This window comes from Micromonospora tarapacensis, assembly GCF_019697375.1.
Taxonomy (GTDB): Bacteria; Actinomycetota; Actinomycetes; order Mycobacteriales; family Micromonosporaceae; genus Micromonospora; species Micromonospora tarapacensis.
Genome location: NZ_JAHCDI010000004.1, coordinates 2,222,467 through 2,249,441, shown reverse-complemented (window position 1 = coordinate 2,249,441; position 26,975 = coordinate 2,222,467). Strand labels below are relative to the sequence as shown.

The window sequence follows — 26,975 nt, the reverse complement described above, 5'->3', positions numbered from 1 at the left end:
TCAGACCCCCTCGACCAACGCGAAGACCCGGTCGAACCGGGCGAGCGCGTCGTCGACGACCTCGTCGGTGTCGGCCATCGAGGTGTACATCCGGGAGCCGGCCAGGGTGATGATGCCGTGCGCCGTGTACGCGGCGCCCATCTGCTCCATCAGCCGTTTGCGGGCCTTGTTCTCGCGCAGCAGCTTCACCGGGTTGCGCATGTCGAGCAGCATCACGCCGCTGCACTCCAGGTGCACGATGGACCCCTGGTTGTACGCGACGTACGGCAGACCGTAGGAGTCGATCAGCCGTTGCAGCCCTCGGGTGAGCCGGTCACCGGCGCGGCCGGCGATCAGCGGCGCGTTGGTCCGGGCCATCTCCTCGATCGCGAAGTAGCCGGCCGCGCAGGACAGCGGGTTGGCCGACAGCGTGCCGCCGACCTGGATGTGCGCCCCACTTTTGCCGTCCAGCCCGGAGCCGAAGACCGCCATCACGTCGGCCCGCCCGCCGACCCCGCCGGCCATCGGGTAGCCGCCGGAGACCGCCTTGCCCAGCACGGTCAGGTCGGGGGTGACGCCGAAGTAGCCGGCCGCGCCGCCGAGACCGAGCCGGAAACCGGTGATCACCTCGTCGAAGATGAGCAGTGCGCCGAACTCGTCGCAGAGCGCGCGGACGTGCGCGTTGAAGTCGCGGGGCACCGGGCGGGTGCCGGACTCCGGGCCGACCGGTTCGACGATGACGGCGGCGGTGCCGCCACGCAGCCGGTTCTCGATCAGCTTGCGCTTGAGCTGGCCCAGGTCGTGCGGGAAGGACTCGCGGGTGCGGCTGGTCGCGCCGAACGGGATGCCCTTGGCGTTCATCCGGTACGTGCCGGGCACCCGCAGCCCGTACACCATCGTGTCGGACCAGCCGTGGTACGCGCCGCCGACCTTGATCACCATCTTCTTGCCGGTGAAGGCGCGGGCGCCCCGGACGGCGGCCATCACCGCCTCGGTGCCGGAGCCGAGGGAGCGGTACATCTGCACGTGCGGCATGAACCGGTGGATGATCTCGGCGAGCTTGAGTTCGTACTCGTGGAACAGGCCGGTCACCGGCCCGCAGGCCCGGACCACCTCGGCGACCCGCTCGTTGACCGGGGCGTAGTTGCTGCCCAGGATCGTCGGCCCGCCGGCCTGGAGGAAGTCGATGTAGGTGTTGCCGTCCCGGTCCACCAGGTAGGCGCCCTCGGCCTTGTCGACGGCGAGCGGGAACGGGTAGTTGAAGGCCAGGTTGTGCTGCACGCCGCCGGGGATCCGACCCCGGGCCCGGTCGGTGATCTCCTTGCTGGCCCGGCACCTGGTGTCGAAGTAGTTGAGCACGTCCAGCAGCGCGTCGTGGCGCAGCCCGCGCACCGGCTGGGCGGTCAGCGCCTTCAGCCGCCGCAGCACGTCGTCGACGTCCGGGTACTCGCTGATCGCGTAGCCGAGGCGGGCCGACTCGGTGCCCGCCGCCTCGCCGGCCGTGGTCTGCGCCGGCGCTGGCGTGGCGCTCGCGGCCTCGGCGGCGTCGGCGCTCTCGGCGGCGGTCGCGTCGGCGCTCGGAAGCGGCTCGTCGGCCGGCACCCGCAGCGGTTGCACCGCCCTGGTGATCTGCGCGGCGATCCGCTTCTCGTCGGCGCGCAGCTTGCCGAAGGCGATCTCCCGGATCGCGGTCGGGATGGTGTAGACCTTCCCCGCCTCGCTGGTCAGTGCCAGCAGGTACGCGATGGAGACCTTCTCCAGCAACGCCATGTTGAACACCGCCCGGTCCGGGTCGGTGCCCACGGCGACCACCCCGTGGTTGGCGATGATGAACGCGTTGTCGCCGCTGCTCACCTTCTTCTGCACGTTGCGGGCAAGGAAGCCGGTGCCCGACGGGGCGTAGTCGACGATCGCCACCTCGCGACCGAGGAAGCGCACCTGCTCGTCGGTCAGCGCCGGGATCGGCTTGCGCAGGAAGGCCAGCGCCGAGGCGTACGGCTGGTGGGTGTGCACGATCGCGTTGACGTCCGGGCGCTGCCGGTAGATGTTGGCGTGCATCCCGCACTCGATCGACGGTTCGAGCCCGGCGCCGGAGTCGTCGGGCACCTGCCTGCCGTCGAAGTCGACGAGGCAGACGTCCGCCACGCGCATCCGGTCGTAGTCGTAGTTGCTCGGGGTCACCGCGTAGAGCCGGTGGCCGGGCACGCGGACCGAGACGTTGCCCTCGGTGGCCTTGAGGTAGCCGCGGGCGAGCATGGTCCGGCACATGTCGACGACGTGCTGGCGGGACAGGCGGTGCTGCACGGCGATCTCCTCCGTCGGGTCGTCCGGGTCCATCGTCGCGCGGGCGATCGGGTCGAAACACCGTCCCACCGGCAGCGAGAATGCCGGGTGTTCTTATCCTGCCGTGACAAAATCGCGGGGTGAGTGGGCCTGTTTCCGCGACTCCCTGGCGACGTCTCTCCGCCGACCTGGCCGCCGCCATGCGCCCGCACCTGCCCGCGACCGTGGCCGCCGTCGCGGTCGCCGTCACCGAGGCCACACCCGCCTTCGCCGGCATCGCCGACGACAAGTTCACCCGGGACGCGCACACCGCCGTCCAGGTGGCGCTCGACCGGTTCCTCGACCTGATCGGCACCGACGAGCCGGCGCTGCCGCCCCGCTTCCGGGAGGTCTTCGTCGCGCTGGGGGCCGCCGAGGCGCGCGAGGACCGGGGGCCGGAGGCCCTGCTGGCCGCGCTGCGGACGGCGGCGCGGCTGCTGCTGCGTACCGCGTCGCAGTCGCTGGCCCGGCTGCGCCCGGTCGACACCGAGGAACTGATCGACCTCTCCGACGCGGTCAGCGCGTACGTCGCCGAGCTGGCCGCCGCGAGCACCGACGGGTACGCCCTGCAGGTGCGCGAGCAGGCCGGCGAGGGGACCGCCGCCGGCAGCTCGCCGAGCTGCTGCTGCGCGGCGACGCCATGCCCAGCGCGGTGGAGGCGGCGGCGGCCCGGATCGGCTGGCCCGACCTCGACGCCGTGGTGCCCGTCCTGCTGCCGCTGGACCAGGCCCGCGACGCGCGGTTCCGGTACGGCGCCGACGGCCTGGTCATCGAGCGTGGGCGCGACGCGGTGCTGTTGCTGCGGGCCGGCCCCCGGGCGGCCCGCGAGCCGCTGGCCGGGGCGCTGGCCGGGCGCTGGGCGGTGGTCGGCCCGGAACTGGGCTGGCCCCAGGTGCCGGCCGCGGTCCGGCTCGCCGAGGTGGCCGCCGGGCTGGTCGGACCCGACCCGGGCCCGATCTTCGTCGACGACCAGCTGACCGCGCTGGCCCTGCGCGGTGAGTCGGCCGCGCTGTCGGTGCTCACCGCTCGCCGCCTGGCGCCACTGGCCGACCTGCGCACCGCGCAGCGGGACAACCTGCTGGTCACCCTGCACTCCTGGCTGCGGCACTGGGGCTCGCGCGCCGAGGTCTCCGCCGAGCTGTTCGTCCACCCGCAGACGGTCAGCTACCGCCTCAAGCGCCTGCGCGACCTGTACGGTGCCGACCTGGACGACCCGGCCGCCCGGTTCGAGCTGTCGGTGGTCCTGGCCAGCCATCCCGGTGCCCCGCCCGGCCACGGGTAGCGGCCCCGACTCGCCGGTGGCTGGGGTCGTGCCGGGTGCCCGGCGGACGGTCCGAGCGGACCGGTGCCGGCCGCGTCGGGCAGTTGCTACGCTGGGCCCGAGCGGAACAGCCGCGGGGACGAGGAGCGCGAATGCTTTCCGGGGACGACGACATCTCGGGGTGAGCAACCCCGCCGCCCGTGGGGCGGCCTGTCTTTGTCGCATCCCCTGTCTGCCCTGACCGGGCGCTGATCGCGTCCCGGCTTCCCTTTCCGAGGTCTTTCCTGCCATGTCCGACGCCTGCGTCGTCTGCACCAACCTGTCCTTTTCCTGGCCCGACGACACCGCGGTGTTCCGGGACCTGTCCTTCACCGTGCCGCCGGGCCGCACCGGCCTGGTCGCGCCGAACGGCGCCGGCAAGTCGACCCTGCTGCGGCTGATCGCCGGCGAGCTGACCCCGACCGGCGGTGGCGTGACGGTCGAGGGCGTGCTCGGCTACCTGCCGCAGAACCTCCCGCTCACCGGTGAGCTGACCGTGGCGGAGGTGCTGGGGGTCGCCCCGGCACTTGTCGCCCTGCGGGCGATCGAGGCCGGCGACGCCAGCGAGGAGAACTTCGCCGCGGTCGGCGACGACTGGGACGTCGAGGAGCGCAGCCACGCCGAACTCGACCGGCTGGGCCTGGGTGAGGTGGACCTGGACCGGCGCCTGCACACCCTCAGCGGCGGGCAGACGGTCTCCCTCGGCCTGGCCGCGCAGCTGCTCCGCCGCCCCGACGTGCTGCTGCTCGACGAACCGACCAACAACCTCGACATCGACGCCCGACACCGGTTGTCCGCGGTGCTGGAGAACTGGTCCGGCTGTCTGCTGCTGGTCAGCCACGACCGGACACTGCTGGACCGGATGGACCGGATCGCCGAACTCGACGGTGGGCAGTTGCGCCTGTACGGCGGGAACTTCACCGCGTACGCCGAGGCGGCGCGGGCCGCTCAGGAACTGGCCGAGCGCCAGGTGCGCAGTGCCGAGTTGGAGGTCAAGCGGGAGAAGCGGGAGATGCAGCAGGCCCGGGAACGGGCCGAGCGTCGCGCCGGCAACGCCGCCCGCAACCTCGGCAACGCCGGCCTGGCCCGGATCGTCGCCGGTGGGCTCAAGCGCAGTGCCCAGGAGTCGGCCGGCCGGGCCCGGCAGGCACACGCGAGCCGGGTCAGCGACGCGCAGGGCCGGCTCGACGAGGCCAGCCGGGCGCTGCGGGACGACCAGACGCTGGCGCTGGACCTGCCGGAGACCGACGTACCCGCCGGTCGGACCCTGGTCGAGGGGCAGCGGATGCAGGTGCGGCACGGCACCCGGGCGCTGTTCGCCGGGGACGGTGTCGACCTGACCATCCGAGGGCCCGAGCGGATCGCCCTGACCGGGCCCAACGGCGTCGGCAAGTCCACCCTGCTGCGCCTGCTGCTCGGCGAACTGGAACCCGAGGGTGGGCAGGTGCGCCGGGCCGACGGTCGGGTGGCGTACCTGTCGCAGCGGCTGGACCTGCTCGACGGAGACCGTACGGTGGCGGAGAACCTCACCGCGTACGCCCCGGACCGCCCGCAGTCGGAGCGGATGAACCTGCTGGCCCGGTTCCTGTTCCGGGGTGCCCGCGCCAACCTGCCGGTGGGTGTCCTCTCCGGCGGTGAGCGCCTGCGGGCCACCCTCGCCTGCGTCCTGTACGCCCAACCGGCACCGCATCTGCTGCTGCTCGACGAACCCACCAACAACCTGGACCTGGTCAGCGTGGGGCAGCTGGTGAACGCGCTGGACGCCTACCGGGGCGCGTTCGTGGTGGTCAGCCACGACGAGCGCTTCCTGCACGACGTCGGTGTGCGGCGATGGCTGCGCCTCGAAGCCGGCGACCTGCGCGAGATCCCCGCCCCCGAGCCCGAGTGAGCGACGGCCCGATGCCGGGGTGCTCGGGGAAGCAACAGGTCGCCGACCGGTGCCGCCGGGCCTTGCCGAGCGGTTGAACAAGTGTTTAATCTGGGGTCGTGACGTCGGTGGGCGCGGGTCCGGGGGAGCGCGGTGGCGAGTTCGCCACCGCCGACCGGATCCGCGCCGCCGCCATCGAGCGGTTCGCCCGCGACGGCTTCCGCGCCGGGCTGCGCACCATCGCCGCCGACGCCGGGGTGACCGCCGGCCTGGTCATCCACCACTTCGGCTCGAAGGACGGGCTGCGCCGCGCCTGCGACGAGCGCGTGCTGGAGATCATGCGCCAGGAGAAGACGAAGGCGCTGACCGACGGCACCGCGGCGATGCTGCTGGCCCAGATGGCCGAGGTCGAGCAGTACGCGCCGATGGTGCAGTACCTGCTGCGCAGCATGCAGGCCGGCGGGGAGCTGGCGCTCAAGCTGGTCGAGCACATGATCACCGACGCCGAGGCGTACCTGTCCGCGGGGGAGGCCGCCGGGGTGGTCCGGCCCAGCCGGGACCGCGCGGCCCGCAGCCGCTACCTGGCCTACCAGGCCACCGGCAGCATGCTGCTCTGGTTCACCCTGCACGGCGCGGACGCGCCGGCGGAGGAGTTCGCCGCGCTGTTCCGCCGGTACGTCGAGGAACTCGCGCTGCCCGCGCTGGAACTGTTCGCCGAAGGGCTGCTCGTCGACCGGTCGATGCTCGACGAATACCTGATGTACGTGCCGGATCCGCCGCCGGCCGGCGACCCGGACCGCACTGCGGGCTAGCCACCACGCTCCCGGCGTGGCTCCCTCCATCCGCGAACCACGCGAACCACCGCGGCATCTCCGGCGGAGATGCGCCGATCGACCACACCGGACCCCAGGGCGCCCTGGGGCTTTCCTCGAACGAGGTCCACGACCATGACTGCTGCCATCGACATCCAACACCTCGACAAGTCCTTCGGGCGGGTCAAGGCGCTCGACGGGCTCGACCTGCGGGTCGAGACCGGCACCGTGCACGGCTTCCTCGGCCCCAACGGCGCCGGCAAGTCCACCACCATCCGGGTCCTGCTCGGGCTGCTGCGCGCCGACGCCGGCCGGGCCCGGATGCTCGGCGGTGACCCCTGGTCCGACGCGGTGAGCCTGCACCGCCGGCTCGCCTACGTCCCCGGCGACGTCGAACTGTGGCCCAACCTCACCGGCGGCGAGGCGATCGACCTGTTCGCCCGGTTGCGCGGCGGCACCGATCCGGTCCGTCGCGACGAGCTGTGCCAGCGTTTCGACCTGGACCCGAGCAAGAAGGGCCGCACCTACTCCAAGGGCAACCGGCAGAAGGTCGCCCTGATCGCGGCCCTGGCCAGCGACGTGGAGCTGCTCCTGCTCGACGAGCCCACGGCCGGGCTGGACCCGCTGATGGAGGCGGTGTTCCAGGAGTGCATCCGCCAGGCCAAGGACGCCGGGCGGACCGTCCTGCTCTCCAGCCACGTCCTCGCCCAGGTCGAGGTGCTCGCCGACCAGATCTCGATCATCCGGCAGGGGCGGATCGTGGAGACCGGCTCGCTGACCGAGCTGCGTCACCTCACCCGCACCTCGGTGGATGCCGTCACCGACCGGCCGGCCGGCAACCTCGCCGGCCTGCCCGGAGTGCACGGGCTGCACACCGAGGACGGCCACGTCCGCTTCGAGGTGGACGGCGACCAGCTCGCGAGCGTGGTCCGCGAGCTGGGTGGACTCGGCGTGCAGGGGCTGACCGTGCGACCGCCGACGCTGGAGCAGTTGCTCCTGCGCCACTACGGCGACCAGCTTGTCCACGACGGCGCGGCGCAGGTGGCGTCATGACCACCGCGACCGTGAGCCGGCCCGCGCCCGCCGTCGCCGCCCGGGGCAACACCGTCACCGGCACCGGCACCCTGCTGCGGTTCATGCTGCGCCGCGACCGGATCCGCTTTCCGGCGTGGACGCTCGGCCTGACGCTGCTGATGACGTACTTCGCCACCGCGCTGGACACCATGGTGCAGAGCCCGGCGGACCTGGAGGGGCTGGCCGCCTTCACCGGCAGCCCGGCCGGTGCGATCTTCGGCGGCCCCGGCTTCGGCTTCGACGAGGTGACCGTCGAGCGCTTCCTCGCCGGGCAGTACGGCCTCTACGTGGCGATCGGTGCCGCGCTGATGGGCCTGCTCACCGTGGTGCGGCACACCCGCGCCGAGGAACGTTCCGGCCGGGCCGAGCTGGTCCGCGCCAACGTGGTCGGCCGGCACGCCCAGCTCACCGCCGCGCTGACCCTCACCGCCGCGATGGGGGTGCTGGTCGCGGTGCTGATCGGCGCGATGCTGACCAGCCGCGGATACGACGCGGGCGGATCGCTGCTGTTCGGCGCCGCCGTCGGTGCGGTGGCGCTGGCCTTCGCGGGCATCGCCACGGTCACCGTCCAGCTGTCGGAATATCCCCGGGCCGCCTCCGGCATGGCCGGCGCCGCGCTCGGGGCCGCCTTCGTGCTGCGCGGACTGGGTGACATGGCGGCGGTGCAGGGCAGCGGGCCGTCCTGGTTGTCCTGGCTGTCGCCGATGGGCTGGTCCCAGCAGACCGCGCCGTACGTCCACGACCGCTGGTGGCCGCTGGCCATCTCGCTGGCCTTCGCGGCGGCTGCCGCCGCGGCCGGCTACGCATTGTCGGCGCGCCGGGACTTCGGCGCCGGCCTGGTGCCGCCGCGTCCGGGTTCACCGCGGGCCGCGGCGTGGCTGGCCGGTCCGTTCGCGCTCGCGTTCCGGCTGCACCGGGCCAGCCTGATCGGCTGGAGCGCCGCGCTGCTCGTCGCCGGCCTCGCCTACGGCTCGTTCACCCAGCCCATGCTAGACGGCTTCGAGAACGTACCCGAGGACATGGTGGCCCTGATGGGCGGTGCGGAGAACCTGCTCGCCGGATTCCTCGGCATCATGGGCCTGACGATGGCACTCGCCGTCGGGGTCTACGCCGTGCTGGCGGTGCAGACGCTGCGCGCCGAGGAGGCCGACGGGCGGGCCGAGCCGGTCCTCGCCACGGCGGTGAGCCGCCGGGCCTGGCTCGGCAGCCACGTCGCGGTGGCGGCGCTCGGCGTACCGTGGCTGCTGCTCGTCGCCGGCCTGGGCATGGGGATCGGGGCGGTGGTGAGCACCGGCGACCCGGGGCTGCTCGGCGACCTGGTGCTCGGCCACGTCGCGCACACCCCGGCGGTCTGGCTGGTGCTGGCCGCCGCGGCCCTGCTCTACGCGGCGGCCCCGAGGGCGTTGCCGGTGATCTGGGTGGTGCTCGGCTACGGGCTGATCGCCGGGTACTTCGCGCCGATCCTGGAGATTCCCGCCGCCGCGCTACGGCTGTCGCCGTTCGAGCACGTCGGTGACTATCCCCTGGAGGAGATCAGCGTGGTCGCGGTCGTGGTGCTGACCGTGCTCGCGGGGCTGCTGGTGCAGGCCGCCGTGACCATGTTCCGCCGGCGTGACCTGGCCGGCGGCGCCTGACGCGCCCGCCAGCCCGCCGAGGTGTCCGTCCGGGCAGCTCGGCGGGCTCGGTCGCGGCGTCGGCGGGCTCAGTCGCGGTGGGGCATCGGGAAGCCCGCCACCACGATGCCGTACAGCAGATGATCGGCGATCAGCGCCAGCTGTTCGTGCCAGTCGGTGAGCCGCCGGTCGATACCCAGGGCCGGCGCGATGGCGGCGTGGAAGCCGAGCAGCAGCGTCATACCGTAGAGCGGGCCCACCCAGATCCGATGACGCAGGCGCGTCGGGAGTGCGCCGAAGGCCAGCCCGGCCCCGAGCCCGTAGCCCCAGTGCGCCACCGCCAGCGCCGCCGGATGCCGGTCGCGGGGCAGCCGGTCGAGCAGTCCGGGCGCCAGCTTCTCCATCACCGACTTGGGCGGCGAACTCTGGACCAGGTTCAGGGACGTGGTGGCCTGCCGAAGCCCGGACATCGCCATCGCGGCGAGGACACCCCGGATGCCGCTCCTCATAATGATCGTCGTGCGTGCCGACAGCGCCATGACACGTTCCCATCCGTAGCCGCAGTAGCGCCGGCTACCCGGCTGCCACCGTCGGTAAACGTGCTCCGGCCGGGCAACGAGGCCGGCGGCGCGGGTGCTCAGCGCGGCGCTTCGGTCAGCTCGTTGCGGGCTCGCGGTCGCACCCCGATCGCGTGCATCGCCTCGACGTAGCGCCGGTACGCCTGACCGGCCTCGCCGTGCCGGCCCGCGGCCACCAGCGTGCCGACGAACTCGCCGTGCACCCCCTCGTCGTAGGGCTCCAGTTCCAGGGCCCGCCCGAGCAGGCGGACCGTCTCGTCGACCTGGCCTCGGCCGCGGGCCAGCGAGGCCAGCTCGCGCACCACCCGTAGATAGACCCGGCGCGCCTGGTCGCGGGTCGGCTGAGCCCAGTCGTCGTACGGTTCGTCCGCCAGGAAGTCACCCCGGTAGCGCCGCTCGGCCAGCAGCAGGATGGCCCGCGCCTCCTCGGCCTCACCCCGCTCGGCGAGGTGGAGCCCGTGCGCCGCCTCGGTCAGGAACTCCTCCACGTCGAGTTCCGCGTGAGCGACGTCGAGGGCCAGGCTCGTGTGGGCCGCGACGACGAAATGGTCCGTCGGTGTGCGGCGATCGGGATCGAGCACGGCGCGGAGGGTGGACAGCGCCACGGACAACCGGTGACCGACCCGGCTCGGGTCCTGGCCGGGCCAGAGCAGCTCGCCGAGCTGTTCCCGGGAGATCGCCCGACCACGCCGGGCCGCGAGGATGCGAAGCAGATCCCGCGCCTTGCGCGACTGCCACGCCGTGGCCGGGACCGCCGTGCCGTCCAGGTGCAGCTCGAACCGGCCGAGGGTGCCGATGCGCGCCCGTGGGCCGGCGGGCCGCAGGTCGGGCGGCGGTACCCCGACCGCGGCCAGCCGGTCGGTGGCCAGGTGAGCCCCGAGGCGCTCCGACGGGTCCGCACCGGGCAGCCGACCGAGCAGCACCGCGATCCGATCCGTGGCCACCCGCGCCCCGATGTCCCGCAGGATCGCCGTCGCCTCCCGCCACGAGCGGCGGGTGTCGTCCGGGTCGGTCGCGGCGGCACCGCGCAACTCCAGCGCCTCGGCCAGCGCCGCACGGTCGCGATGCCGGCGGGCCGCGTCGGACGCCGTCAACGCCACCTCGGCGGCCCGTGCCTGGTCGCCGGTCTCCAGCGCCACCCAGCCGAGCGCGAGCCGGGCGGTGGCGGAGTCCGGCCCGCGTTCCAGGTCGACGGCCCGCTCGGCCATGGCGATCGCCGTGCCGGCGTGCTCGGCGGCGAGCACCCGGGCCAGACCGGCGAGCGCCGGCACCCGGGCCTGCTGGTCGTCGACCGGCTCGCTGGCCCGCAGCGCCTCCTCGTAGGCGGCCCGGGCCAGGCTGGCGCGGCCCCGCAGCGCGTGGACCTCCCCCAGACCCACCAGGGCGTACGCCACCTTGTGCGATCCCATCCGTTGCAGGATCGGCACCGCCCGCTCGTAGCACGCCGTCGCCTCGGCCAGCTGCCCGAGATGGAAGTACGCGGTGCCCTCGTTGCAGAGCGCCAGCGCGAGCATCGCGCTGTAGCCGCTGGCCTCGGCCAGCTCCACCGCGGGTCGCAACTGATCCAGCGCCTCGGCGTAGCGGCCCTCGCCCACCAGCGCGGACGCGCGGTTGGCGCGGATGCGGGTCACCTGCACGGTGTCGTGGGCCGCCTCGGCGGCCCGGAGCGCCTTCTCGTGGTGCTCGTCGGCGGCCGGCCGGTCACCGCGCAGCTTGGCCTCCAGCGCCAGCGCCGCGTGCGCGGCGGCGAGCGCGTCGTCGCCGCCGACCTCGACCGCAGCGGCCAGCGCCCGGCGGGCGTGGTCCCGACACGCGCCGGCATCCCCGGTCGTCCAGTACGCGGCGGCGGCCCACGCCAGCAGGCGCACGTTGTCGGTGGACGGGTGGGCGTCGAGGCGACCACGCCGGAAGATGTCGAGGGCCGCCCGGGGCTCGCCGCGCAGATAGTGCACGAGCCCGTACCGCCAGGCGAGCCCCGCCACCAGGTCTTCCCGGTCCGCGGCGAGCCTGCCGAACCCGGCGATCGCGGCGTCGAAGTCGCCCCGGATCTGCAGCGCCTCGCCGTGCAGCATCAGCAGGCCGGCCGAGAGCGCGTGCTCGGGCAGCGACCGGCACGCCTCGACGATGGTCTCGGCGCCGCCCGAGGCGAGCAACCCCGCGCCGTGCTCGGTGAGGAGGCGCGCGGTGACCTCGGTGGCACCGGATCTTTCGGCCGACCGTAGCGCCGGCACCAGGCAGTGACGCTCCGCGTACCACGTCGCCGCCCGCGAGTGCAGGCGCCGCGTCTCCGCGGGGACCAGCGGGAGGCAGCGGCGGACGACGTCGGCGACGACCGGCACCGGACGGTACTCCTGCCCGCCGGCCGCCAGCGGGTTGAGGATGCCGGCGCGCACCATCCGGGCCAGGAGACGATCGGCCCGGCCGTGCCCGAGACGCTGGCAGAGATCGGCGTGCACCGGGTCGAGATGCGCCGCGTCCCGCAGCAGGCGGCGCGCCTGCGGTGCGAACTCCGCCAGCACTTCCCGCATCAGGTACGACTCCAGCGGCGTACCCGGGCCGGCCAGGTCGTCGCGGTCCGCCCCACTGGCGCTGGCCGTCTTCGCGGCCAGCGCGACCAGCACCGGCCAGCCCGCGGTCGCGGTGTGGATCCGGGTCGCGAGCGCCGGATCGGCCAGGCCGTGATCGGTGGCCAGGACGGCCGACACCTGGTCGGGCGAGAGGGCCAGATCGGCCGGGCCGACCTCGGCCGGCAGCCCCGCGGGTCGACGCCGGAGCGTTGCCGGCGGATGCCGGGTCAGCAGCACGAGCCGCAGCCGTCGCGGAAGCAACTCCACGGCGTCCAGGAGCGTGCGCAACTGCCGGTGGGACAGCCGCGGCACGTCGTCCAGGACCAGCCAGACCGGTTCGTCTCCGGCCGGGCCGGCGGCACATCGGGTGCAGAAGGCGGCCAGTCCGGCCGGGCCGGTGGTGGCCAACTGGACGGCTTCCGCGCCGTCGCACCAGCGCACCGGGCGGTCACCCAACCAGCTCCGTACCGCGCTGGTCTTGCCGTAGCCGGCCGCGGCGACGACGAGGGTGCACCTGCCGTTCAGCGGCCGATCCTCCGTCACGCTCATCCGACGCCTCCGGTGGCAGCTGGTCCATCTCCATTTGGCGCCCTGCCGGCGGCGGTGCCTACGCCAACGTCGTCGTTGCGACAGCAGTGGACCGGCGAATTTGACGCCACCTTGACGAAGTCCTGAGCCCGGCCGCCCACGATGGCCGGGTCAACGGGCCTGCGTGGTCCGTGCACCGATCGATCGGGATGAGGAGTTGCCATGACAGTACTGCGGCCTGGACGTGCCCTGCTCGCCGCGCTGGTCGTACTGCCGACGCTGGCGGTGACCGCCGCGCCGGCGTCGGCCGCGCCGCCGGGCACCGCCGGTGCGGCCAAGCCCGGGGTGTCCAGCGACGAGCCGGTGGACCGGGAGATCGAGCTGGCGCGGCTCGGTTATCGCAACGGGGTGCGGGTGGTGTTCTCCCGCGACGAGGAGTCCGGTGACTGGGGCCTGCGGGAGGACGGGCAGGTCGACCGCAACGCGCCGCTGGTGAACGACGACGACCGAAGCATGCTGGCGGCGTACCTGCGCATCACGCCGAAGGACGTGCCGGTCCCGCGGGAGCTGCTGTCGGAGCCGCCGCCGGGCACCCCGACCCCGCCGGAGCTGGCCGGCCGCACCATCGCACCCTCCCCGGTCGTCGCGGAGGACCTCGCCGCGCCGTCGTCGGGCGGGATGGCCACCGCGGCCGTGTCGACGTGCTGGGACCTGTACTGGAACTCGTACCACTGGGCGGAGTTACCCGGCTACCCGAACCCGGGCACGGTGTACCACCCGGCGAAGACCTACTACTCGTCCAGCTTCGGCGGGATGGCGAGGTACTCCCACAGCTACCTGGCCAACTGCGGCGGCTACGCCCGCCACCGCGTCTACTACAAGTCGTTCGGGTCGTACAAGAAGCACCACGACCACGCCGTGCCGCTCTGGCACTGGCAGGCGGTGAAGAAGGGCTCGGTGCACCGCTACCGCAAGGTGCTCTACGACGCCACCTCGGGCGACACCCGCAACGGCAGGTACACCGGATAGCGGCGCTGGTCGTCCGCCGGGCCGCCCTGGTCGACACGAGCCGGGGCGGCCCGTCCGCGACCCCGCGTCTCAGAGGTGGTCGCGCACCCACCGGGCGAGCAGTCGGGCGCAGCCGTCGACCGACTGCTTCCAGGTGCGGTCCGCCCCGTCGCCGGCCTCGTCGCTGACCTGCTTGACCAGACGGACCGGTACGCCGAACCCGCGTGCCGTCGACGCCACCGCGTAGCCTTCCATGTCCACCAGCTGGGCTCGCCGGGCCAGCGCGGCGCGCGCGTCGTCGTCGGCGACGAACTGGTCGCCGGTGGCCAGCACCGGTCCGTCGCCCAGGGTCAGCGGCGCCCCGACGGTCTGGCCGGTCAGCTGCCGGATGAACCCGGTGTCCAGGTCGTGCTGGAGGACGCTGCCCACCTCGTGGGTGCCGGTCCAACCGGGGTGCAGGGCGCCCGCGGTGCCGAGGTTGACCACCGCCGACGGCAGCGGGGAGCGGGCCAGCGTGGCCGCGACGGCGGCAGCGGCGTTGACCTTTCCCATGCCGGTGAGCAGCACCGGAAGCTCCGGATCGAGGTGGGCCGCCTCCTCCGCGATGGCCAGGACGAGGAGCGGCCGGTCCGGCCTGATGGTGCCTCGAAGATCCATCGAGCGATGGTAGCCGCCGGCCGTACCGGCGGCGGGCGGCGAGGCACCGACGACACGGCCATCCTCGCGCTGCGCGTGGCCACCTCCTCGGTCGTGACGATCGGGTCGACGTAGGCTGCTGGGGTGGAGCAAGAAGACCGGATCGCGCTGTTTCTGGACTACGAGAACCTGGCGCTGGGGGTGCGTGACCACCGGGGCGGGGCGATGTTCGACTTCCGACCCATCGCCGACGCCCTGGCCGAGCGGGGTCGGGTGGTGGTCCGCCGGGCGTACGCCGACTGGTCCTACTTCGACGAGGACCGGCGGATGCTGACCCGGTCCCACGTCGAGCTGATCGAGATACCGCAGCGGATGGGCGCCACGCGCAAGAACGCCGCCGACATCAAGATGGCCGTCGACGCGATCGAGCTGGCCTTCGAACGCGACTACATCTCGACATTCGTGCTCTGTACCGGCGACAGTGACTTCACCCCGTTGGTGCACAAGCTCCGCGAACTGAACAAGCAGGTCATCGGCGTCGGTGTCGAGAACTCCACCTCGGCACTGCTGCCCCCCGCCTGCGACGAGTTCCTCTACTACGACCGGCTGGAGGGTGTCGACATCCTGCCGACGCGCAGTCGGCGTGCCCGCGCGGCCCGGCCGTCCGCCGCGGAGCCGGTCGAGCGGGTGACCGACGCCGAGCGGGTGACCGACGCCGAGCGGGCCGACGCCGAGCGGGCCGACGCCGAGCAGGCGGAGGCCGAGGCGCGTCCGGCCGAGGAACCGGCACGAGACGTCGACGCGCTCGCCGTCCTGGTGGCGCAGACGGTGGCCGGCCTGCAGGGCGGCTCCGGCGGGGAGGTGACCGCGTCGCGGTTGAAGCGAACCCTGTTGCGCAAGGATCCGACCTTCAGCGAGTCGGACTACGGGTTCCGCACCTTCGGCGAGCTGCTACGCCACCTTGCCGGGCAGCGGGTGATCGAGCTGGCGGAAGGCCCCGCCAAGGGCGACCCGGAGGTCTCCCTGCCCGAGCACGGCGACCGTGAGGTGGCCTTCGCGCTGCTCCGCACCGTGGTGCAGGATCTCGCCGCGGAGACCGGCGAGGTGGCCCTGTCCGGATTGAAGAACCAGCTGCGCCGGGTGCGGCCGGACTTCAGCGAGAAGAAGCTGGGCTACCGGAGCTTCCTCCAGTTCTGCAAGGCCGCCGCGACCGGTGGCGCCGTGGGTCTGCGGTGGAGCGCCGAGGCGGACGACTACCTGCTCACCGCCGAGCCGTCCTGAGGCGTGCTGCTACCAGGTCGTCAGCCCGAGGCCGATCGTCCTGGTGAGGGTGGCGTTGTCGTCGTCGCCGTCCAGCGACCAGATCATCGCCCCGCCCAGGCCGGCTCGCCGGATGTAGAGCGTCTTCCGCAGCACCACCGCGGGATCGTCGTACGTCCAGAAGGTCGTGCCGTCGAAGAGCCAGGCATGCCCGGCACGGAGGTCGCGGTGCACGGTGAAGCCGTTGCCGGTGAGGGTCTTGAGCTTCTTGTAGTCCTCGTATCCGGCGGCGTGGGTGGCCGGCGCCGGCCCGGTCGCGGGCTGGAACAGCCCGTTGCCGCCGCCGGTGACGCCGGTCCAGCCCTGGCCGTAGTAGGGGATGCCGAGGACCAGCTTGTGCCGGGGTGCGCCACGGGAGATCCAGCCGTCGATCGCGACCTCGACGGAGAAGTCCGGGTCGTCCGGCGCTCCCTTCGGCACGCGCAGCGCCGACTGCTGGTTGGTCACCGCCTCCCAGGTGCCGTGGAAGTCGTATCCCTGCACGGTGGCGAAGTCGAGGTACTTGAAGATCTTGCGGCCCTCGTAGCCGGCGTCCATGGTGGCCGGGTTGGCCGGCAGGAACGCGGTCAACGGGTAGTGCTGACGGGTCCGCCGGCCGTACGCGTCGAGTTGCCGGCGGAACTCGGCGAGCAGTTTGGTGAAGTTCTCCCGATCCTCCGGGCGGAGCACGTTGCCCGGCTCGCCCGGCCAGTTCGGCCACTCCCAGTCCAGATCGATGCCGTCGAACACCCCGGCGGCGGAACCCGGGCCGCCGCTGCCGCCGTCCAGCACCGGCAGGTTGCCCTTGAGGTAGAGGTCGATGCAGGAGGCCACGAACGCCCGGCGGGAGGCGTCGGTGCGGGCGGCGTTCGAGAAGTACGTGGACCAGCTCCACCCGCCCAGGGAGATCATCACCTGGAGGCTGGGGTGCTTGGCCTTGAGCTTGGCAAGCTGGCCGAAGTTGCCGTTGAGCGGTTCGCCCCAGGCGTCGGCGACGCCGTCGACGCTCTCGTCCGCCGGGACGGGGCGCTGGTAGTCGGCCCAGGCGTCACCCTCGCCCGGCCCACCGTCCACATAGCACCGCCCGTCCTCGCTCACGTTGCCGAAGGCGTAGTTGACGTGGGTGAGGCGGCTCGCCGCTCCGGAGGTGTCGAGCTTCTTGACCGGGAAGGCCCGGCCGTAGATGCCCCACTGGGTGAAGTAGCCGACCCGGTGGTAACCGGTGCCGCGGCCGGGCTTGCCGGCCGCGTTGGCGACGGTCGGCGGTGCGGCGGTGACCAGCAGGGTGGTCAGGGCGAGGAGAGCGGTGAGGCGGCGGTGGCGGGACGATCGCATCGGCACTCCCAGGAGGGGTGAGGCGAAATCAGTAAAGATACCTTCCTGATCGACAAAGTTAAGCCGATCACGGTCTGCGGTCAAGGGTTGGCCGAGCTGCGTCGCCATGGTTCCCGGCCACTGTTGAATCGACGGGCGTCGAATGCGAGACTCGGCCGGTGCGGTGCCCGACGGCGTGTTGACCTGCGGTCGCTGACCTGGCGTACGGCGTCGTGAGGCCCGGCATCGCCGGCTGAACCCCGGTTGCGGCCGGCGGGCCGTCGAGTCGCACGGGCCGATAGACGCACCGTGTATAGACAGCGTGTATAGTCGCGGTCATGTCTGTTGGTTTGGTGCTGTTGGGCCTGCTCGAACGCGGTCCACGCCACGGGTACGACCTGAAACGTTCCTACGACGACCAGTTCGGTCGCGACCGGTCACTGCACTACGGCCAGGTCTACGCGACCCTGGCCCGGCTGCTGAAGAACGGCCTCGTGGAGGTCGAGTCCGAGCCCGGCGCCGGCCCGGATCGCAAGCGGTACGCGATCACCGAGGCGGGAATCACCGATGTGGAGCGTTGGCTGGCGCAGCCGGAGCAACCCGAGTCGTACCTGCAGAGCAGGCTCTACACCAAGGTCGTCCTGGCGCTGCTCACCGACCGGGACGCGGCCGACCTGCTGGACGTCCAGCGGTCCGCGCACCTGGCGCAGATGCGCTCGTTGACCAACCGCAAGTTCGACGGCGACCTGGCCGACCAACTCGTCTGCGACCACGCGCTGTTCCACCTGGAAGCCGACCTGCGCTGGCTGGAGCTGACCGCGGCCCGGCTCGACCAGCTCCGCGCCCAGCTGCGGAAGGAGACGCCGTGAACCCCGCGGAGACGGCGGGCCCGCTGCTGGTGGCGGAGGAGCTGACCAGGACGTACGGGTCGACCCGAGCGCTCGACGGTGCCTCGCTGCGGGTGTACGCGGGGGAGGTGCTGGCCCTGATGGGGCCCTCCGGCTCCGGCAAGTCGACCCTGCTGCACTGTCTGGCCGGGATCGTCACCCCGGACTCCGGCCGGGTCAGCTACGCCGGTGCGGACCTGTCGGCCATGCCGGATACCCGACGCAGCGCACTACGCCGCACGGAGTTCGGCTTCGTGTTCCAGTTCGGCCAGTTGGTGCCGGAGCTGACCTGCCGGGAGAACGTGGCGTTGCCGCTGCGACTGGCCGGGGTCCGGCGGCGGGAGGCGAGCCGGCGCGCGGTCGAGCTGCTGGCGGAGCTCGAGGTCGCCGACGCGGCGGACAAGCGCCCCGGCCAGGTGTCCGGCGGGCAGGGCCAACGGGTCGCCGTGGCCCGCGCGCTGGTCACCAGTCCCAAGGTGATCTTCGCCGACGAGCCGACCGGTGCGCTCGACTCGCTCAACGGCGAGCGGGTGATGCAACTCCTCGTCACGGCGGCCCGGCAGGCCGGCACGGCGATCGTGCTGGTCACCCACGAGCCGCGGGTGGCGGCGTACTCCGATCGGGAGGCCGTGGTCCGCGACGGCCGGGTCCGCGTCCCGGAGCCGGTCCGGTGAGCGCCGCCGACAGGCCGGCACGTCGTGGCCGGTTGGCCTGGACCGGTGACCTGGCCCTGGGGTGCGCTTCAGCGTGGCCGGCGGCCGTTCCGGCTGGGCCCGGCTGGCCCTGATCTCCGCCGGCGTGGGGCTGGGGGTGGCGATGCTGTTGACCGCCACCGCCCTGCCCACCGTGGGCGCGGCCCGCGACGACCGGAGCACCGCCCGGTCGCCGGGCCCCGAGGTGGCGGCGGCCGGACCCGACACCCTGCTGTACGCGGTGGTCCGATCGCAGTACCGCGACGTGCGTATCGAGGGCCGTCTGCTGCGGCCGGAGGGCGACCGGGCGCCGGTGCCACCCGGCGTCGAACGGCAACTCGCTCCCGGTGAGATGGTCGTGTCACCGGCCCTGGCGCAGCTGTGGCACGGCCCGGACGGCGGCCTGTTGCGCGAGCGGTGGGGCGGTCAGGTGGTCGGCACCATCGCCCCGGACGGTCTCACCGGGCCCGGCGAGCACTTCTTCTACCTGGGCACGGATCAACTCACCACGGTGCCCTACTACACGCAGCGGATCAGCGCGTTCGGTGCCAGCGGTCCGGCGGAGCCGGCGGGCCTGCCGCCGGTGCTGCTGGTGCTGGCCGTCCTCGGCCTGGTGGTCCTGCTGCTACCCGTCATGATCTTCGTGACGACTGCGGTCCGGTTCGGCAGCGAGGCCCGTGACCGGCAGCTGGCCGCGCTGCGGCTGGTGGGCGCGGACGTCACCATGACCCGCCTGGTCGCCGCCGGGGAGACCCTGGTCGGCACGGTGCTGGGGATGCTGCTCGGTGCGCTGGTCTTCCTCGGTGCCGGGCCGTTCGTCGGCGAACTGGTCCCGGCCCGGTTCAGCTTCTTCCCGGCCGATCTGCGCCCGGTGCCCGCGCTGGTCGCGGTGGTCGTGCTGCTGGTGCCCGCCGCGGCCGTGGCGGTCACCCTCTCGGCGTTGCGACGGGTGATGATCGAGCCGCTCGGCGTGGTCCGGCGCGGTGTCGAGCGGCGCCGGTTGCTGTGGTGGCGGCTGATCCCGCCGGTGCTGGGCCTGCTGTTGCTCTACCCGCTTCTCGGCGGGCTGCCCGAGGGCGGTGGCCCGATCATCGAGGCTCAGCTCACCGCGGGCCTCACCCTCCTACTGGTCGGCATCGCGCTGCTGCTGCCCTGGCTGGTCCCGTCGGTGGTGCGCCGGCTGGATGGTGGCGGCGTCGCCTGGGAACTCGCGGTACGCCGGCTGCGGCTCGACAGCGACACGGCGGTGCGGGCGGTCGCCGGCATCGCGGTCTCGGTGGCCGGCGTGATCGCGGTCCAGGGCGTGCTGGGCGTGGCACAGGCACAGTTCTCCACCCCGTCGGGCCCGACCGACCGGTTCCAGGCGACCGTGTACGCGACGTCCGCAGCCGACGAGCAACTGCCGGCCCTACCGCGGGCGCTGGCCGACCTGCCCGGTGTCCGTGTCACCAGCGGCGTGTCGTACCTGACCGATGGATCGGACACCGCCGACCCGACGACCGTGCGGGTCGGCGAGTGCGCGGCGCTGGCACAGTACGCCGAGCTGGGCTCCTGCGTCGAAGGCGACAGCTTCGCCGTCGGCGGGCCCGGCGGTCCGCCGGCCGGGACGCTCCTGACCTTCGACGAGCAGGGGCCCGGTGCGTCGTGGACGGTGCCGGAGAACCTCCGTCGGGTGGAGCTCCACTCACCCCTGGCCGCGGCGGTGGACTACCTGGTCACCCCGGCGGCGCTCGGCTTCGTCGCGCCGGCCGCGGAGATCGTGCTGGTGGGGCTCGACCCCGCCGATCCGGACGCCCTCGAACGGGTGCGTAACGTGACCGCCCGGGTGGATCCGTTCGCCGCCGTCCAGTCCATCGAGGATCAGTACAACTCCACCCTGCTCGCCAACGTCGAGCAGGCGGTGCAGGTCGGTGCGGTCGCGTTGCTGCTGCTCATCGGCGTGAGCATGCTGGTCAACGTGCTCGAACAGCTTCGCGAGCGGCGTCGGCTGCTGGCGGTGCTCACCGCCTTCGGCACCAGCCGGCGGATCCTGTCCCGGTCGGTGCTCTACCAGGTGGGGATTCCGGTGGTGCTGGGGTTGGTGCTGGCCGTCGGGGCCGGAAGCGTACTCACCGCGGTGCTGCTCTCCGTGGTAGGCGAGTCGGTCGGGTTCAACTGGGGGGCGACCGCCGGAGTGTCCGGCGCCGCCGCGCTGATGGTGCTGGCCGTCACGGCCGCCAGCCTGCCGCTGCTCTGGCGGTTGACCAGGGCGGACGGGTTGCGCAGTGAGTAGTGGCGTCCTGCGCTCCGGCTGTCCCACATCGACCGAAACTATCGATGACTGTGCACACGTTGTAAATCTCAACAGTAGGAGTTCATAATCAAGTTGCGTAGGAGCCGCAGATTTGGTGCGAAATGTGCCGTTGGCAAGGCGAGGTGCACGGAGACGTTTCCGTTAGGGCAGCACCTTCCCTATCTCGGAGGTAGACGTGACCCGAACCAGAGCGGCGCTGGCTTGCCTAGCTGCCGCATTCCTTCTCGCCGTGGCCGGCGTCGCCGTGGCCCCGACGCCGGCCTCGGCCGCGTCGTTGGTCGAGGTGACGAACTTCGGCAACAACCCCGGCAACATGCGGATGCACATCTACGTGCCGGACGCCCGACCGGCGAACCCGGCGATCGTGGTGGCCATGCACGGCTGCGGCGGATCCGGCCCGGGGTTCCACTCGGGCAGTGAGTTCGCCAGACTCGCCGACCAGTACGGTTACATCGTCATCTATCCCACCGCTACCCAGCAGGCCGGCTTCGGCAACTGCTTCGACGTGTGGTCGGCGGCGTCCAAGCGCCGCGACGGCGGCAGCGACCCGGTTTCGATCATGTCGATGGTCGGCTACGCGCAGCGCCAGCACGGCGGTGACCCGCAGCGGGTGTACGCCACCGGCAGCTCGTCCGGCGGGATGATGACCCAGGCGCTGATGGCGCTCTACCCGGACGTGTACAAGGCCGGCGCGGCGTTCATGGGCGTGCCGTTCACCTGCTTCGCCAACGCGGCCGACTTCCCGCCGACCAACAGCCAGTGCGTGAACGGGCGGATGGACCGTACCCCGCAGCAGTGGGGCGACGCCGTCCGGCAGGCGTACCCCGGCTACAACGGCGCCCGACCCCGGGTGCAGGTCTGGCACGGCACCAACGACAACCTCATTCCCTTCCAGCTCCTCCAGGAGGGGGTCGAGCAGTGGACGAACGTGGCCGGGCTGAGCCAGACGCCCACGTCGACGGACACCCCGCAGGCCAACTGGAACCGGCGCCGCTACGCCGACTCGTCCGGCACGGTGCGCGTCGAGGCGTACAGCATCCAGGGCGCCGGGCACAGCCTTCCGTCGGCCGGCATGGCCCGGGTGGCGATCGAGTTCTTCGGCCTGACCGGCAGCCAGACGCCGCCCCCACCACCCCGCCGCCGACCACTCCGCCGCCGACCACCCCGCCCCCACCACTCCACCGCCGACGACGCCGCCGCCGACCACCCCGCCGCCGACGACGCCGCCGCCCGGCTCGACGTCGTGCCGGGTGCAGTACACGGTCGACTCATGGAACAACGGCCTGGTCGCCAACCTCATTGTCACCAACACCAGCAGCAGCACGATCAACGGCTGGACGGTGCAGTGGTCCTGGCCCGGCAGCCAGCAGGTGACCAACGGCTGGAACGCCACGGTGAGCCAGAGCGGCAACCAGGTGACCGCGCGCAACGCCGCCTGGAACGCCACCATCCCGGCCAACCAGAGCGTCAATTTCGGCCTGCAGGCAACGCACAACGGCAGCAACCCGCCACCCACCTCGTTCACCCTGAACGGAGTCTCCTGCGCCTGAGCTGACCGGCTCGCCGGCGCCCCCCACGCCCGCATCGGGCCGGGGCGCCGGCGGGCCGGCCCGCCGACCGGCTCTGGATACCACCGGTTCGCACGGTGGAGGGCCGGGCGCCGGTCGTACAGTGTCGCCATGCCGGAAATCGTCCAGCTGCTGGCCTCGCCGGCGCACCGCTTCGTGGGTCGGCCGGCGGACGGGCCGGTGCCCGCTCCGGCCGGCGAGCTGGTGGACGAGATCGAGATCCGGGCGGAACTGGGCATCGTGGGTGACCGGTACTTCGGCAAGGCAGCGCACCGCGCGGCGAGCGTGACCGTGGTCGCGGCGGAGTCACTGCCGCCGGGGGCCGGCCTGGCGCAGGTCCGACGCAACATCATGACCAGCGGCATCGCCGTGGACGAGCTGATCGGGTCGGTGCTGGTGCTGGACTCGGGGCAGGGCCCGGTGCGGCTGCGGGTGAACCAGGCGGCGCACCCCTGCGCCTGGATGGACGTGACCATCGGCCCCGGAGCGTGGCGCGGACTGCGCGGACGCGGTGGGATCCGTTGCACGCCGGTGACCGACGGCATCCTGCGGGTCGGTGCGGTCGACGCGATGATCGAGGCCGGGCCGGGGCGGCGACAGACCTGACGGCGGGCCCGGCCGGTGACGCCGGCCGGGCCCGCCCACGATCCGGCCTACGGGTACGTGGTCAGGTACGACACCTGGTTGGCGGCGTTGACCGTGTTGCCGGTGTTGTTGATCATTCGGTTGATCGTGCCGACCCCGCCGAGGGAGACGGTCACCATGTTGGTGAACCGCACGTTCGGATTGTTCGGCACTTCGAAGGAGCGTTCGGCGACCACCGACGGGTCGACATTGAAGTAGGCGTAGCTGCCCAACCCCCACGCCTGGTGGCTGGTCACCGAGTCGGCGACCTTGTACGCCGCGTAGCCCCGGGTGGAGCCGTTCATCCAGGCCGCCTGGTTCGGCGGGTCGTAGGGCAGTTCGTTCTGGTAGAAGTAGGTCCGCCCGCCGTTGCCGTTCCAGATGGTCTGGTACTTCTGGTAGTGCTCGACGAAGAGGCCGTACATGGTGACGTTGTCGCCGTTGACGATCAGCCCGGTGTCGGCGGTGTTGACCGTCCATCCGACACCGTCACCGTGGTCGGCCCGCCACAGCCACATGTGGTCGCCGATCACGTTGTCGCTGTTGACCACCAGGCTGGTGGTGGCTCGCCCGACGCCCGGTCCGCCGATGCGGAAGAAGACGTCGTGCAGCGAGGTGGGGTTGGCGGCGTGGCTGGCCGAGGAGCCGGCCGGCCCGACCTCCATCAGCACCGGGGAGCTGGTGGCGCCGGCCTCGAACATGATGCCGGCGACCTTGACCCCGTCCACGTCGGCGACCCGCATGCCGACGGTGCCGTTGTCGGTCTGGATGGTGGCCAGGCCGAGGCCGAGGACGACCGTGTTGGCCCGGTTGACCTGGATCGGTTCGGTGATCCGGTGCACGCCGGGGGCGAACAGCAGGTGCCGACCCTGGGCGAGCGCGTTGTTGATGGTGGCGGCCGAGGTGCCCGGCCGGACGATGAAGAAGTCGGCCAGCGAGATGGATGAGCCGGCCGGAGTCTTGTTGTGCCAGCTGGTGCCGGAGGAGTTGGTGCGCAGTGCCGGCACGAAGACGCGGTACGTGCCGGTACCGTCGACGTAGAGGAAGGGCTTCTCCCGGACCACCGGGGTGGTCGGGATGACGGTGTGCGACGGGTTGGGGAAGTTCGGCGTCGGAGCGCCGGCCACTCCCTGGAAGACCATGTTCCACACCGAGCCGGTCCAGCCGTTGCCGAACTCGCTGTTGCGTGAGTACCACTGCTGCTGCGAGCCGGAGACCACCAGGCCGTCGATGCGGGTGTCGGCCATCAGCCCGCCGCTGGCCCAGCCGGTGTAACCGTCCCAGAGCTGGATCTGGTTCTGCGCTCCGCGCAGATGCATCCGCCGGTACGGCGCCGCCTGCGACACCGCCCAGCGCTCGACGGCGACCCCGGCGGGCAGGGTCACCGACAGGTTCTCCGCGGCCCGCCAGAAGTTCTGGGTGGCGTTGCCGCCGAACCACGCCGCCTCGGCGCGGACGTGGCCGGTGAGGTTCACGTCGTCCGGTGACATGCCGAGGCCGGCGACCTGGGTGAAGAAGCCGAGGTTGACGTCGGCGGTGTAGTTGCCCGGCTTGAACAGCACGGCGTAGCGCTGGGCGCCGAACTGGTTGGTCTCCTGTTGGCTGAAAATGGTGTTCAGCCGGTTCTGAATGGTGGCGGTCGGGGTGGCCGGGTCGAACACGTAGGTGTTCGGGCCGAAGTTCGGGTTGCGCGGGTCGGTCGGCTCGACCGGGTCGCCGGTACCGTCGCCGGTCTCGCCGAAGACCTGGAACTCCCACAGCGAGTAGCCGTACCCGGTGGCGCGCTGGGTGCCGTACATCCGTACGTACCGGCCGGCGCCGGTGACGGTCAGGGTCTGGGTGCCGCCGGTACCGCTGGCGGTGCTGTGGACGGTGGTCCAGGAATTGCCGTCGTCGGAGGCCTGGATCTGGAAGGCCCGGGCGTACGCGGCCTCCCAGATCAGGGTGACCTGGGTGATGCTGGCCCGGGTGCCGAGGTCGACCCGGAGCCACTGCGGGTCGCTGAAGGCGCTGGACCAGCGGGTGCCGGTGTTGCCGTCGACGGCCGCGGACGCAGGGAAGGCGCCACCCTCGATGCTGGAGGCGGTGGCCGGCCGGCCCTGCGAGAGCAGCACCGGCGCGGCCTGCGCCGGGGCCACCCCGATGGTCGGGACCAGGGCGGCCACCAGGGCCACCGCGAGCCCGACGAGCAGACTCCGAGCGGCCGGCCGGGGGCGGCCTGGCGGGGCTGGTGCTGGCGGGGCTGGTGCTGGCGGGGCTGGTGCTGGCGGGGCTGGTACGAGCGGTGCGGGAGGTGTCATGACGTCGCCTGTCGGTCGGGAGCTGCTGACGACGGGCGCGACGGGGAGGCGGGACTGATCGCGCTGCCGTGCGGTGATGCCGCCGGGTTGGCACCGCCGTGGGGGGAGCGCTTGCGGAAGAGTGTTGCGGCGATGTTGCGCTGCCGTCAAGGCATCGATCTACATCTGTCAGCGCGGTACTCACGGTGGCGATTACTTCCCGTGACGGCGATGCCTCCCCCACCCAACTCCCCTTCGCCCCCTTTGCTCTGCTTCAACCCACGCAATAGCCCATGACCAGCGGCGGAGTGATGGGGCGGCGTTGATCACCGTCCGACTGTCGGTACAGACCGTAACTGTTGCGTCGGTTGAAGCAGAGCAAAGGGACGGAGGAGTGGGGGACGGGTGGGATGTGTTGTTGCTCAGGGTGACGGTCGGTGCTGAGCTTGGCGTGGGTGGCGTCAGCGGCGGGAGCCGCCGTTGGCTAGCAGGCGGGCGATGGGCAGGGTGGCCGCGCCTAGCGCCACGGCGTCCACGCCCAGCCGGCACAGCTCGATCGACGCCTGCGCATAGGGCAGTCGTAGCGCCTGGCGGCCGGCGGCCTCGCGGACGGCCGGCAGCAGGTCGCCCAACGCCATCGCCGCCCAGCCGCCCAGCACCACCCGTTCGGGGTTGAACAGGTTGATCAGGTTGGCCACCCCGGCGCCCAGGTAGCCGGCCGTCTCGTCCAGCACCCGCCGGGCGGTCTCCGACCGGTCGGCCGCCGCCACCAGCCCGGCGAGCTGGGACTCCTCGTCGTCACCGGGCACCGGCCGGCCGCGCCGGGCCTCGCGGTACCGATCGATGATCGCCTCGGCGCCGACGTACGCCTCCAGGCAGCCCCGGGCGCCGCACCGGCAGGGCCGCCCGCCGTACACGAGGGTGGTGTGGCCCCACTCGCCGGCACTGCTGGAGGCGCCCCGGTAGGTGACGCCGTTGGTCACCACGGCCGCTCCGACACCCGAGCCGACCAGGGCGAAGACCGCGTGCCGGGCGCCCCGGCCGGCGCCGAACCACATCTCGGCCTGGCCGAGGGTCTTGGCGCCATTGTCGATGTGCAGGGGCAGGTCGGTGCCCTCGGCGATCAGCCGTTCCAGCGGCACCCGGTCCCACCCGAGGGTCTGCGCGTCCACCACGGCTCGGGCGCCCTGCTCGACCACCCCGGAGACGCCGATGCCGACGCCCAGCACCTCGGACCGGCCGACCCCGGCGTCGGCCAGCACCCGGTCGATGCCGGCCAGCACGTGCCCGGCGACCGTCGCCGGCTCGGTGCCGCCGTCCTCCAGGGGGTATTCCACGCTGGCCAGCACGCTCATCGCGAGGTCGAACAGCTCGACGCGGACCCGGGTCTCGCCGACGTCCACCCCGACCACGACGGCGTGCCGTGGCGCGACCCGCAGCATCATGCTCGGCCGCCCGCCGTCGGACTCGGCGGCGCCGGCCTCCATCACCAGACCCTCGTCGATCAGGTCGCCGACCACGTTGCTCACCGCCGGCTGGCTCAACCCGGTGCCGCGCACCAGATCCTGCCGGGTCAGCGGACCGTCGAGAAAGATTCTGGACAGCAGGGCCGACCGGTTGCGCAACCGGACGCTGCGATTCGTCGCCCGCGCCAGCTCCACGTGTCACCTCATCCCGTCGGCCGCCCCGGGGCGACTGTACGGCCCGGTGCTTGACGACCCTGTGCCGAACCATT

At 72.6% G+C, this 26,975-nt stretch carries 20 protein-coding genes and 1 pseudogene; 14 read left to right on the top strand and 7 right to left on the bottom strand.

The window, feature by feature from the left end; genetic code table 11:
* Window positions 1-2,316 carry an aminotransferase class III-fold pyridoxal phosphate-dependent enzyme gene (locus tag KIF24_RS16130; RefSeq protein WP_407939998.1) on the bottom strand — a complete coding sequence of 772 codons (2,316 nt, stop codon included), beginning with the start codon at window positions 2,314-2,316 and terminating at the stop codon, window positions 1-3.
* Window positions 2,317-2,402: 86 nt separating this feature from the next.
* Here KIF24_RS16130 and KIF24_RS34545 point away from each other — a divergent pair, with 86 nt between their 5' ends.
* The 7 genes and pseudogenes from KIF24_RS34545 to KIF24_RS16105 all read left to right on the top strand — a co-directional run bounded on the left by KIF24_RS34545 (window position 2,403) and on the right by KIF24_RS16105 (window position 8,988).
* Window positions 2,403-3,278, top strand: a complete 876-nt coding sequence (locus tag KIF24_RS34545) for a hypothetical protein (RefSeq protein ID WP_331461155.1) — start codon at window positions 2,403-2,405, stop codon at window positions 3,276-3,278.
* Entirely contained in the window at window positions 3,194-3,583 is a 390-nt protein-coding gene (locus KIF24_RS34540; RefSeq protein WP_331461154.1) for a helix-turn-helix domain-containing protein, read from the top strand. Before KIF24_RS34545 ends, KIF24_RS34540 begins: the two co-directional genes overlap by 85 nt.
* Window positions 3,584-3,851: 268 nt before the next feature.
* Entirely contained in the window at window positions 3,852-5,489 is a 1,638-nt protein-coding gene (gene abc-f / locus KIF24_RS16120) for a ribosomal protection-like ABC-F family protein (protein ID WP_221084737.1), read from the top strand.
* Window positions 5,490-5,587: 98 nt separating this feature from the next.
* A pseudogene (locus KIF24_RS34535) lies at window positions 5,588-5,773 on the top strand (TetR/AcrR family transcriptional regulator); the annotation flags it as partial.
* 33 nt (window positions 5,774-5,806) lie between these two features.
* Window positions 5,807-6,280: a hypothetical protein gene (locus KIF24_RS16115; protein ID WP_331461369.1), complete on the top strand. Its 474-nt coding sequence runs from the start codon at window positions 5,807-5,809 to the stop codon at window positions 6,278-6,280.
* A gap of 135 nt (window positions 6,281-6,415) precedes the next feature.
* The gene (locus KIF24_RS16110; protein ID WP_221084736.1) at window positions 6,416-7,333 is read left to right on the top strand and encodes an ABC transporter ATP-binding protein; all 918 of its coding nucleotides are present in this window, start codon (window positions 6,416-6,418) and stop codon (window positions 7,331-7,333) included.
* Window positions 7,330-8,988, top strand: a complete 1,659-nt coding sequence (locus KIF24_RS16105; RefSeq protein WP_221084735.1) for an ABC transporter permease — start codon at window positions 7,330-7,332, stop codon at window positions 8,986-8,988. The genes KIF24_RS16110 and KIF24_RS16105 overlap by 4 nt, the downstream gene beginning before the upstream one ends.
* Window positions 8,989-9,056: 68 nt before the next feature.
* On the opposite strand, the gene KIF24_RS16100 is transcribed toward KIF24_RS16105, so the two are convergent.
* Both KIF24_RS16100 and KIF24_RS16095 read right to left on the bottom strand, forming a co-directional pair.
* Window positions 9,057-9,476, bottom strand: a complete 420-nt coding sequence (locus tag KIF24_RS16100) for a DUF1440 domain-containing protein (RefSeq protein ID WP_221084734.1) — start codon at window positions 9,474-9,476, stop codon at window positions 9,057-9,059.
* Between the two features lie 128 nt (window positions 9,477-9,604).
* On the bottom strand, window positions 9,605-12,661 hold the full coding sequence (locus KIF24_RS16095; RefSeq protein WP_221084733.1) for a tetratricopeptide repeat protein: 3,057 nt from the start codon (window positions 12,659-12,661) through the stop codon (window positions 9,605-9,607).
* A 201-nt stretch (window positions 12,662-12,862) separates the two neighbouring features.
* Here KIF24_RS16095 and KIF24_RS16090 point away from each other — a divergent pair, with 201 nt between their 5' ends.
* Complete coding sequence (locus KIF24_RS16090; RefSeq protein WP_221084732.1) at window positions 12,863-13,669, top strand: hypothetical protein; 807 nt, start codon at window positions 12,863-12,865, stop codon at window positions 13,667-13,669.
* 69 nt (window positions 13,670-13,738) lie between these two features.
* Here the strand turns inward: KIF24_RS16090 and KIF24_RS16085 are convergent, their stop codons facing one another.
* Entirely contained in the window at window positions 13,739-14,305 is a 567-nt protein-coding gene (locus KIF24_RS16085) for a nucleosidase (protein ID WP_221084731.1), read from the bottom strand.
* 123 nt (window positions 14,306-14,428) lie between these two features.
* On the opposite strand from KIF24_RS16085, the gene KIF24_RS16080 reads away from it, so the two are divergent.
* Window positions 14,429-15,565 (top strand): NYN domain-containing protein, encoded by a 1,137-nt coding sequence (locus KIF24_RS16080; protein ID WP_221084730.1) that lies wholly within the window; start codon window positions 14,429-14,431, stop codon window positions 15,563-15,565.
* A 9-nt stretch (window positions 15,566-15,574) separates the two neighbouring features.
* On the opposite strand, the gene KIF24_RS16075 is transcribed toward KIF24_RS16080, so the two are convergent.
* Window positions 15,575-16,918, bottom strand: a complete 1,344-nt coding sequence (locus KIF24_RS16075) for a glycoside hydrolase family 18 protein (RefSeq protein WP_221084729.1) — start codon at window positions 16,916-16,918, stop codon at window positions 15,575-15,577.
* A 317-nt stretch (window positions 16,919-17,235) separates the two neighbouring features.
* Between KIF24_RS16075 and KIF24_RS16070 the strand changes: the two genes are divergently transcribed.
* The 5 genes from KIF24_RS16070 (at window position 17,236) to KIF24_RS16050 (ending at window position 22,943) form a co-directional block, all read left to right on the top strand.
* Window positions 17,236-17,766, top strand: a complete 531-nt coding sequence (locus KIF24_RS16070; protein WP_221084728.1) for a PadR family transcriptional regulator — start codon at window positions 17,236-17,238, stop codon at window positions 17,764-17,766.
* Complete coding sequence (locus KIF24_RS16065) at window positions 17,763-18,458, top strand: ABC transporter ATP-binding protein (RefSeq protein WP_221084727.1); 696 nt, start codon at window positions 17,763-17,765, stop codon at window positions 18,456-18,458. The genes KIF24_RS16070 and KIF24_RS16065 overlap by 4 nt, the downstream gene beginning before the upstream one ends.
* Window positions 18,459-18,531: 73 nt before the next feature.
* Entirely contained in the window at window positions 18,532-20,748 is a 2,217-nt protein-coding gene (locus KIF24_RS16060; protein WP_221084726.1) for an ABC transporter permease, read from the top strand.
* A gap of 196 nt (window positions 20,749-20,944) precedes the next feature.
* Window positions 20,945-22,324 carry an extracellular catalytic domain type 1 short-chain-length polyhydroxyalkanoate depolymerase gene (locus tag KIF24_RS35325; RefSeq protein WP_456238345.1) on the top strand — a complete coding sequence of 460 codons (1,380 nt, stop codon included), beginning with the start codon at window positions 20,945-20,947 and terminating at the stop codon, window positions 22,322-22,324.
* 124 nt (window positions 22,325-22,448) lie between these two features.
* Entirely contained in the window at window positions 22,449-22,943 is a 495-nt protein-coding gene (locus KIF24_RS16050) for a molybdenum cofactor biosysynthesis protein (protein WP_221084725.1), read from the top strand.
* A 47-nt stretch (window positions 22,944-22,990) separates the two neighbouring features.
* Here the strand turns inward: KIF24_RS16050 and KIF24_RS16045 are convergent, their stop codons facing one another.
* Both KIF24_RS16045 and KIF24_RS16040 read right to left on the bottom strand, forming a co-directional pair.
* A complete protein-coding gene (locus KIF24_RS16045) occupies window positions 22,991-25,261 on the bottom strand; it encodes a discoidin domain-containing protein (RefSeq protein WP_221084724.1) in 2,271 nt (756 codons plus the stop codon).
* 440 nt (window positions 25,262-25,701) lie between these two features.
* Window positions 25,702-26,901, bottom strand: coding sequence for an ROK family transcriptional regulator (locus tag KIF24_RS16040; RefSeq protein WP_221084723.1), 1,200 nt, complete (start codon window positions 26,899-26,901; stop codon window positions 25,702-25,704).
* Window positions 26,902-26,975 lie beyond the last annotated feature (74 nt).

Excerpts from the sequence above, each read along its gene's own strand:
- KIF24_RS16130 (WP_407939998.1), bottom strand. The coding sequence starts at position 2,316 with ATGGACCCGGACGACCCGACGGAGGAGATCGCCGTGCAGCACCGCCTG.
- KIF24_RS16100 (WP_221084734.1), bottom strand. The coding sequence starts at position 9,476 with ATGAGGAGCGGCATCCGGGGTGTCCTCGCCGCGATGGCGATGTCCGGG.
- KIF24_RS16045 (WP_221084724.1), bottom strand. The coding sequence starts at position 25,261 with ATGACACCTCCCGCACCGCTCGTACCAGCCCCGCCAGCACCAGCCCCG.
- KIF24_RS16050 (WP_221084725.1), top strand. The coding sequence starts at position 22,449 with ATGCCGGAAATCGTCCAGCTGCTGGCCTCGCCGGCGCACCGCTTCGTG.
- KIF24_RS16090 (WP_221084732.1), top strand. The coding sequence starts at position 12,863 with ATGACAGTACTGCGGCCTGGACGTGCCCTGCTCGCCGCGCTGGTCGTA.
- KIF24_RS16070 (WP_221084728.1), top strand. The coding sequence starts at position 17,236 with ATGTCTGTTGGTTTGGTGCTGTTGGGCCTGCTCGAACGCGGTCCACGC.
- KIF24_RS16085 (WP_221084731.1), bottom strand. The coding sequence starts at position 14,305 with ATGGATCTTCGAGGCACCATCAGGCCGGACCGGCCGCTCCTCGTCCTG.
- KIF24_RS16105 (WP_221084735.1), top strand. The coding sequence starts at position 7,330 with ATGACCACCGCGACCGTGAGCCGGCCCGCGCCCGCCGTCGCCGCCCGG.
- abc-f (WP_221084737.1), top strand. The coding sequence starts at position 3,852 with ATGTCCGACGCCTGCGTCGTCTGCACCAACCTGTCCTTTTCCTGGCCC.
- KIF24_RS16110 (WP_221084736.1), top strand. The coding sequence starts at position 6,416 with ATGACTGCTGCCATCGACATCCAACACCTCGACAAGTCCTTCGGGCGG.
- KIF24_RS16095 (WP_221084733.1), bottom strand. The coding sequence starts at position 12,661 with ATGAGCGTGACGGAGGATCGGCCGCTGAACGGCAGGTGCACCCTCGTC.
- KIF24_RS16075 (WP_221084729.1), bottom strand. The coding sequence starts at position 16,918 with ATGCGATCGTCCCGCCACCGCCGCCTCACCGCTCTCCTCGCCCTGACC.
- KIF24_RS16115 (WP_331461369.1), top strand. The coding sequence starts at position 5,807 with ATGCGCCAGGAGAAGACGAAGGCGCTGACCGACGGCACCGCGGCGATG.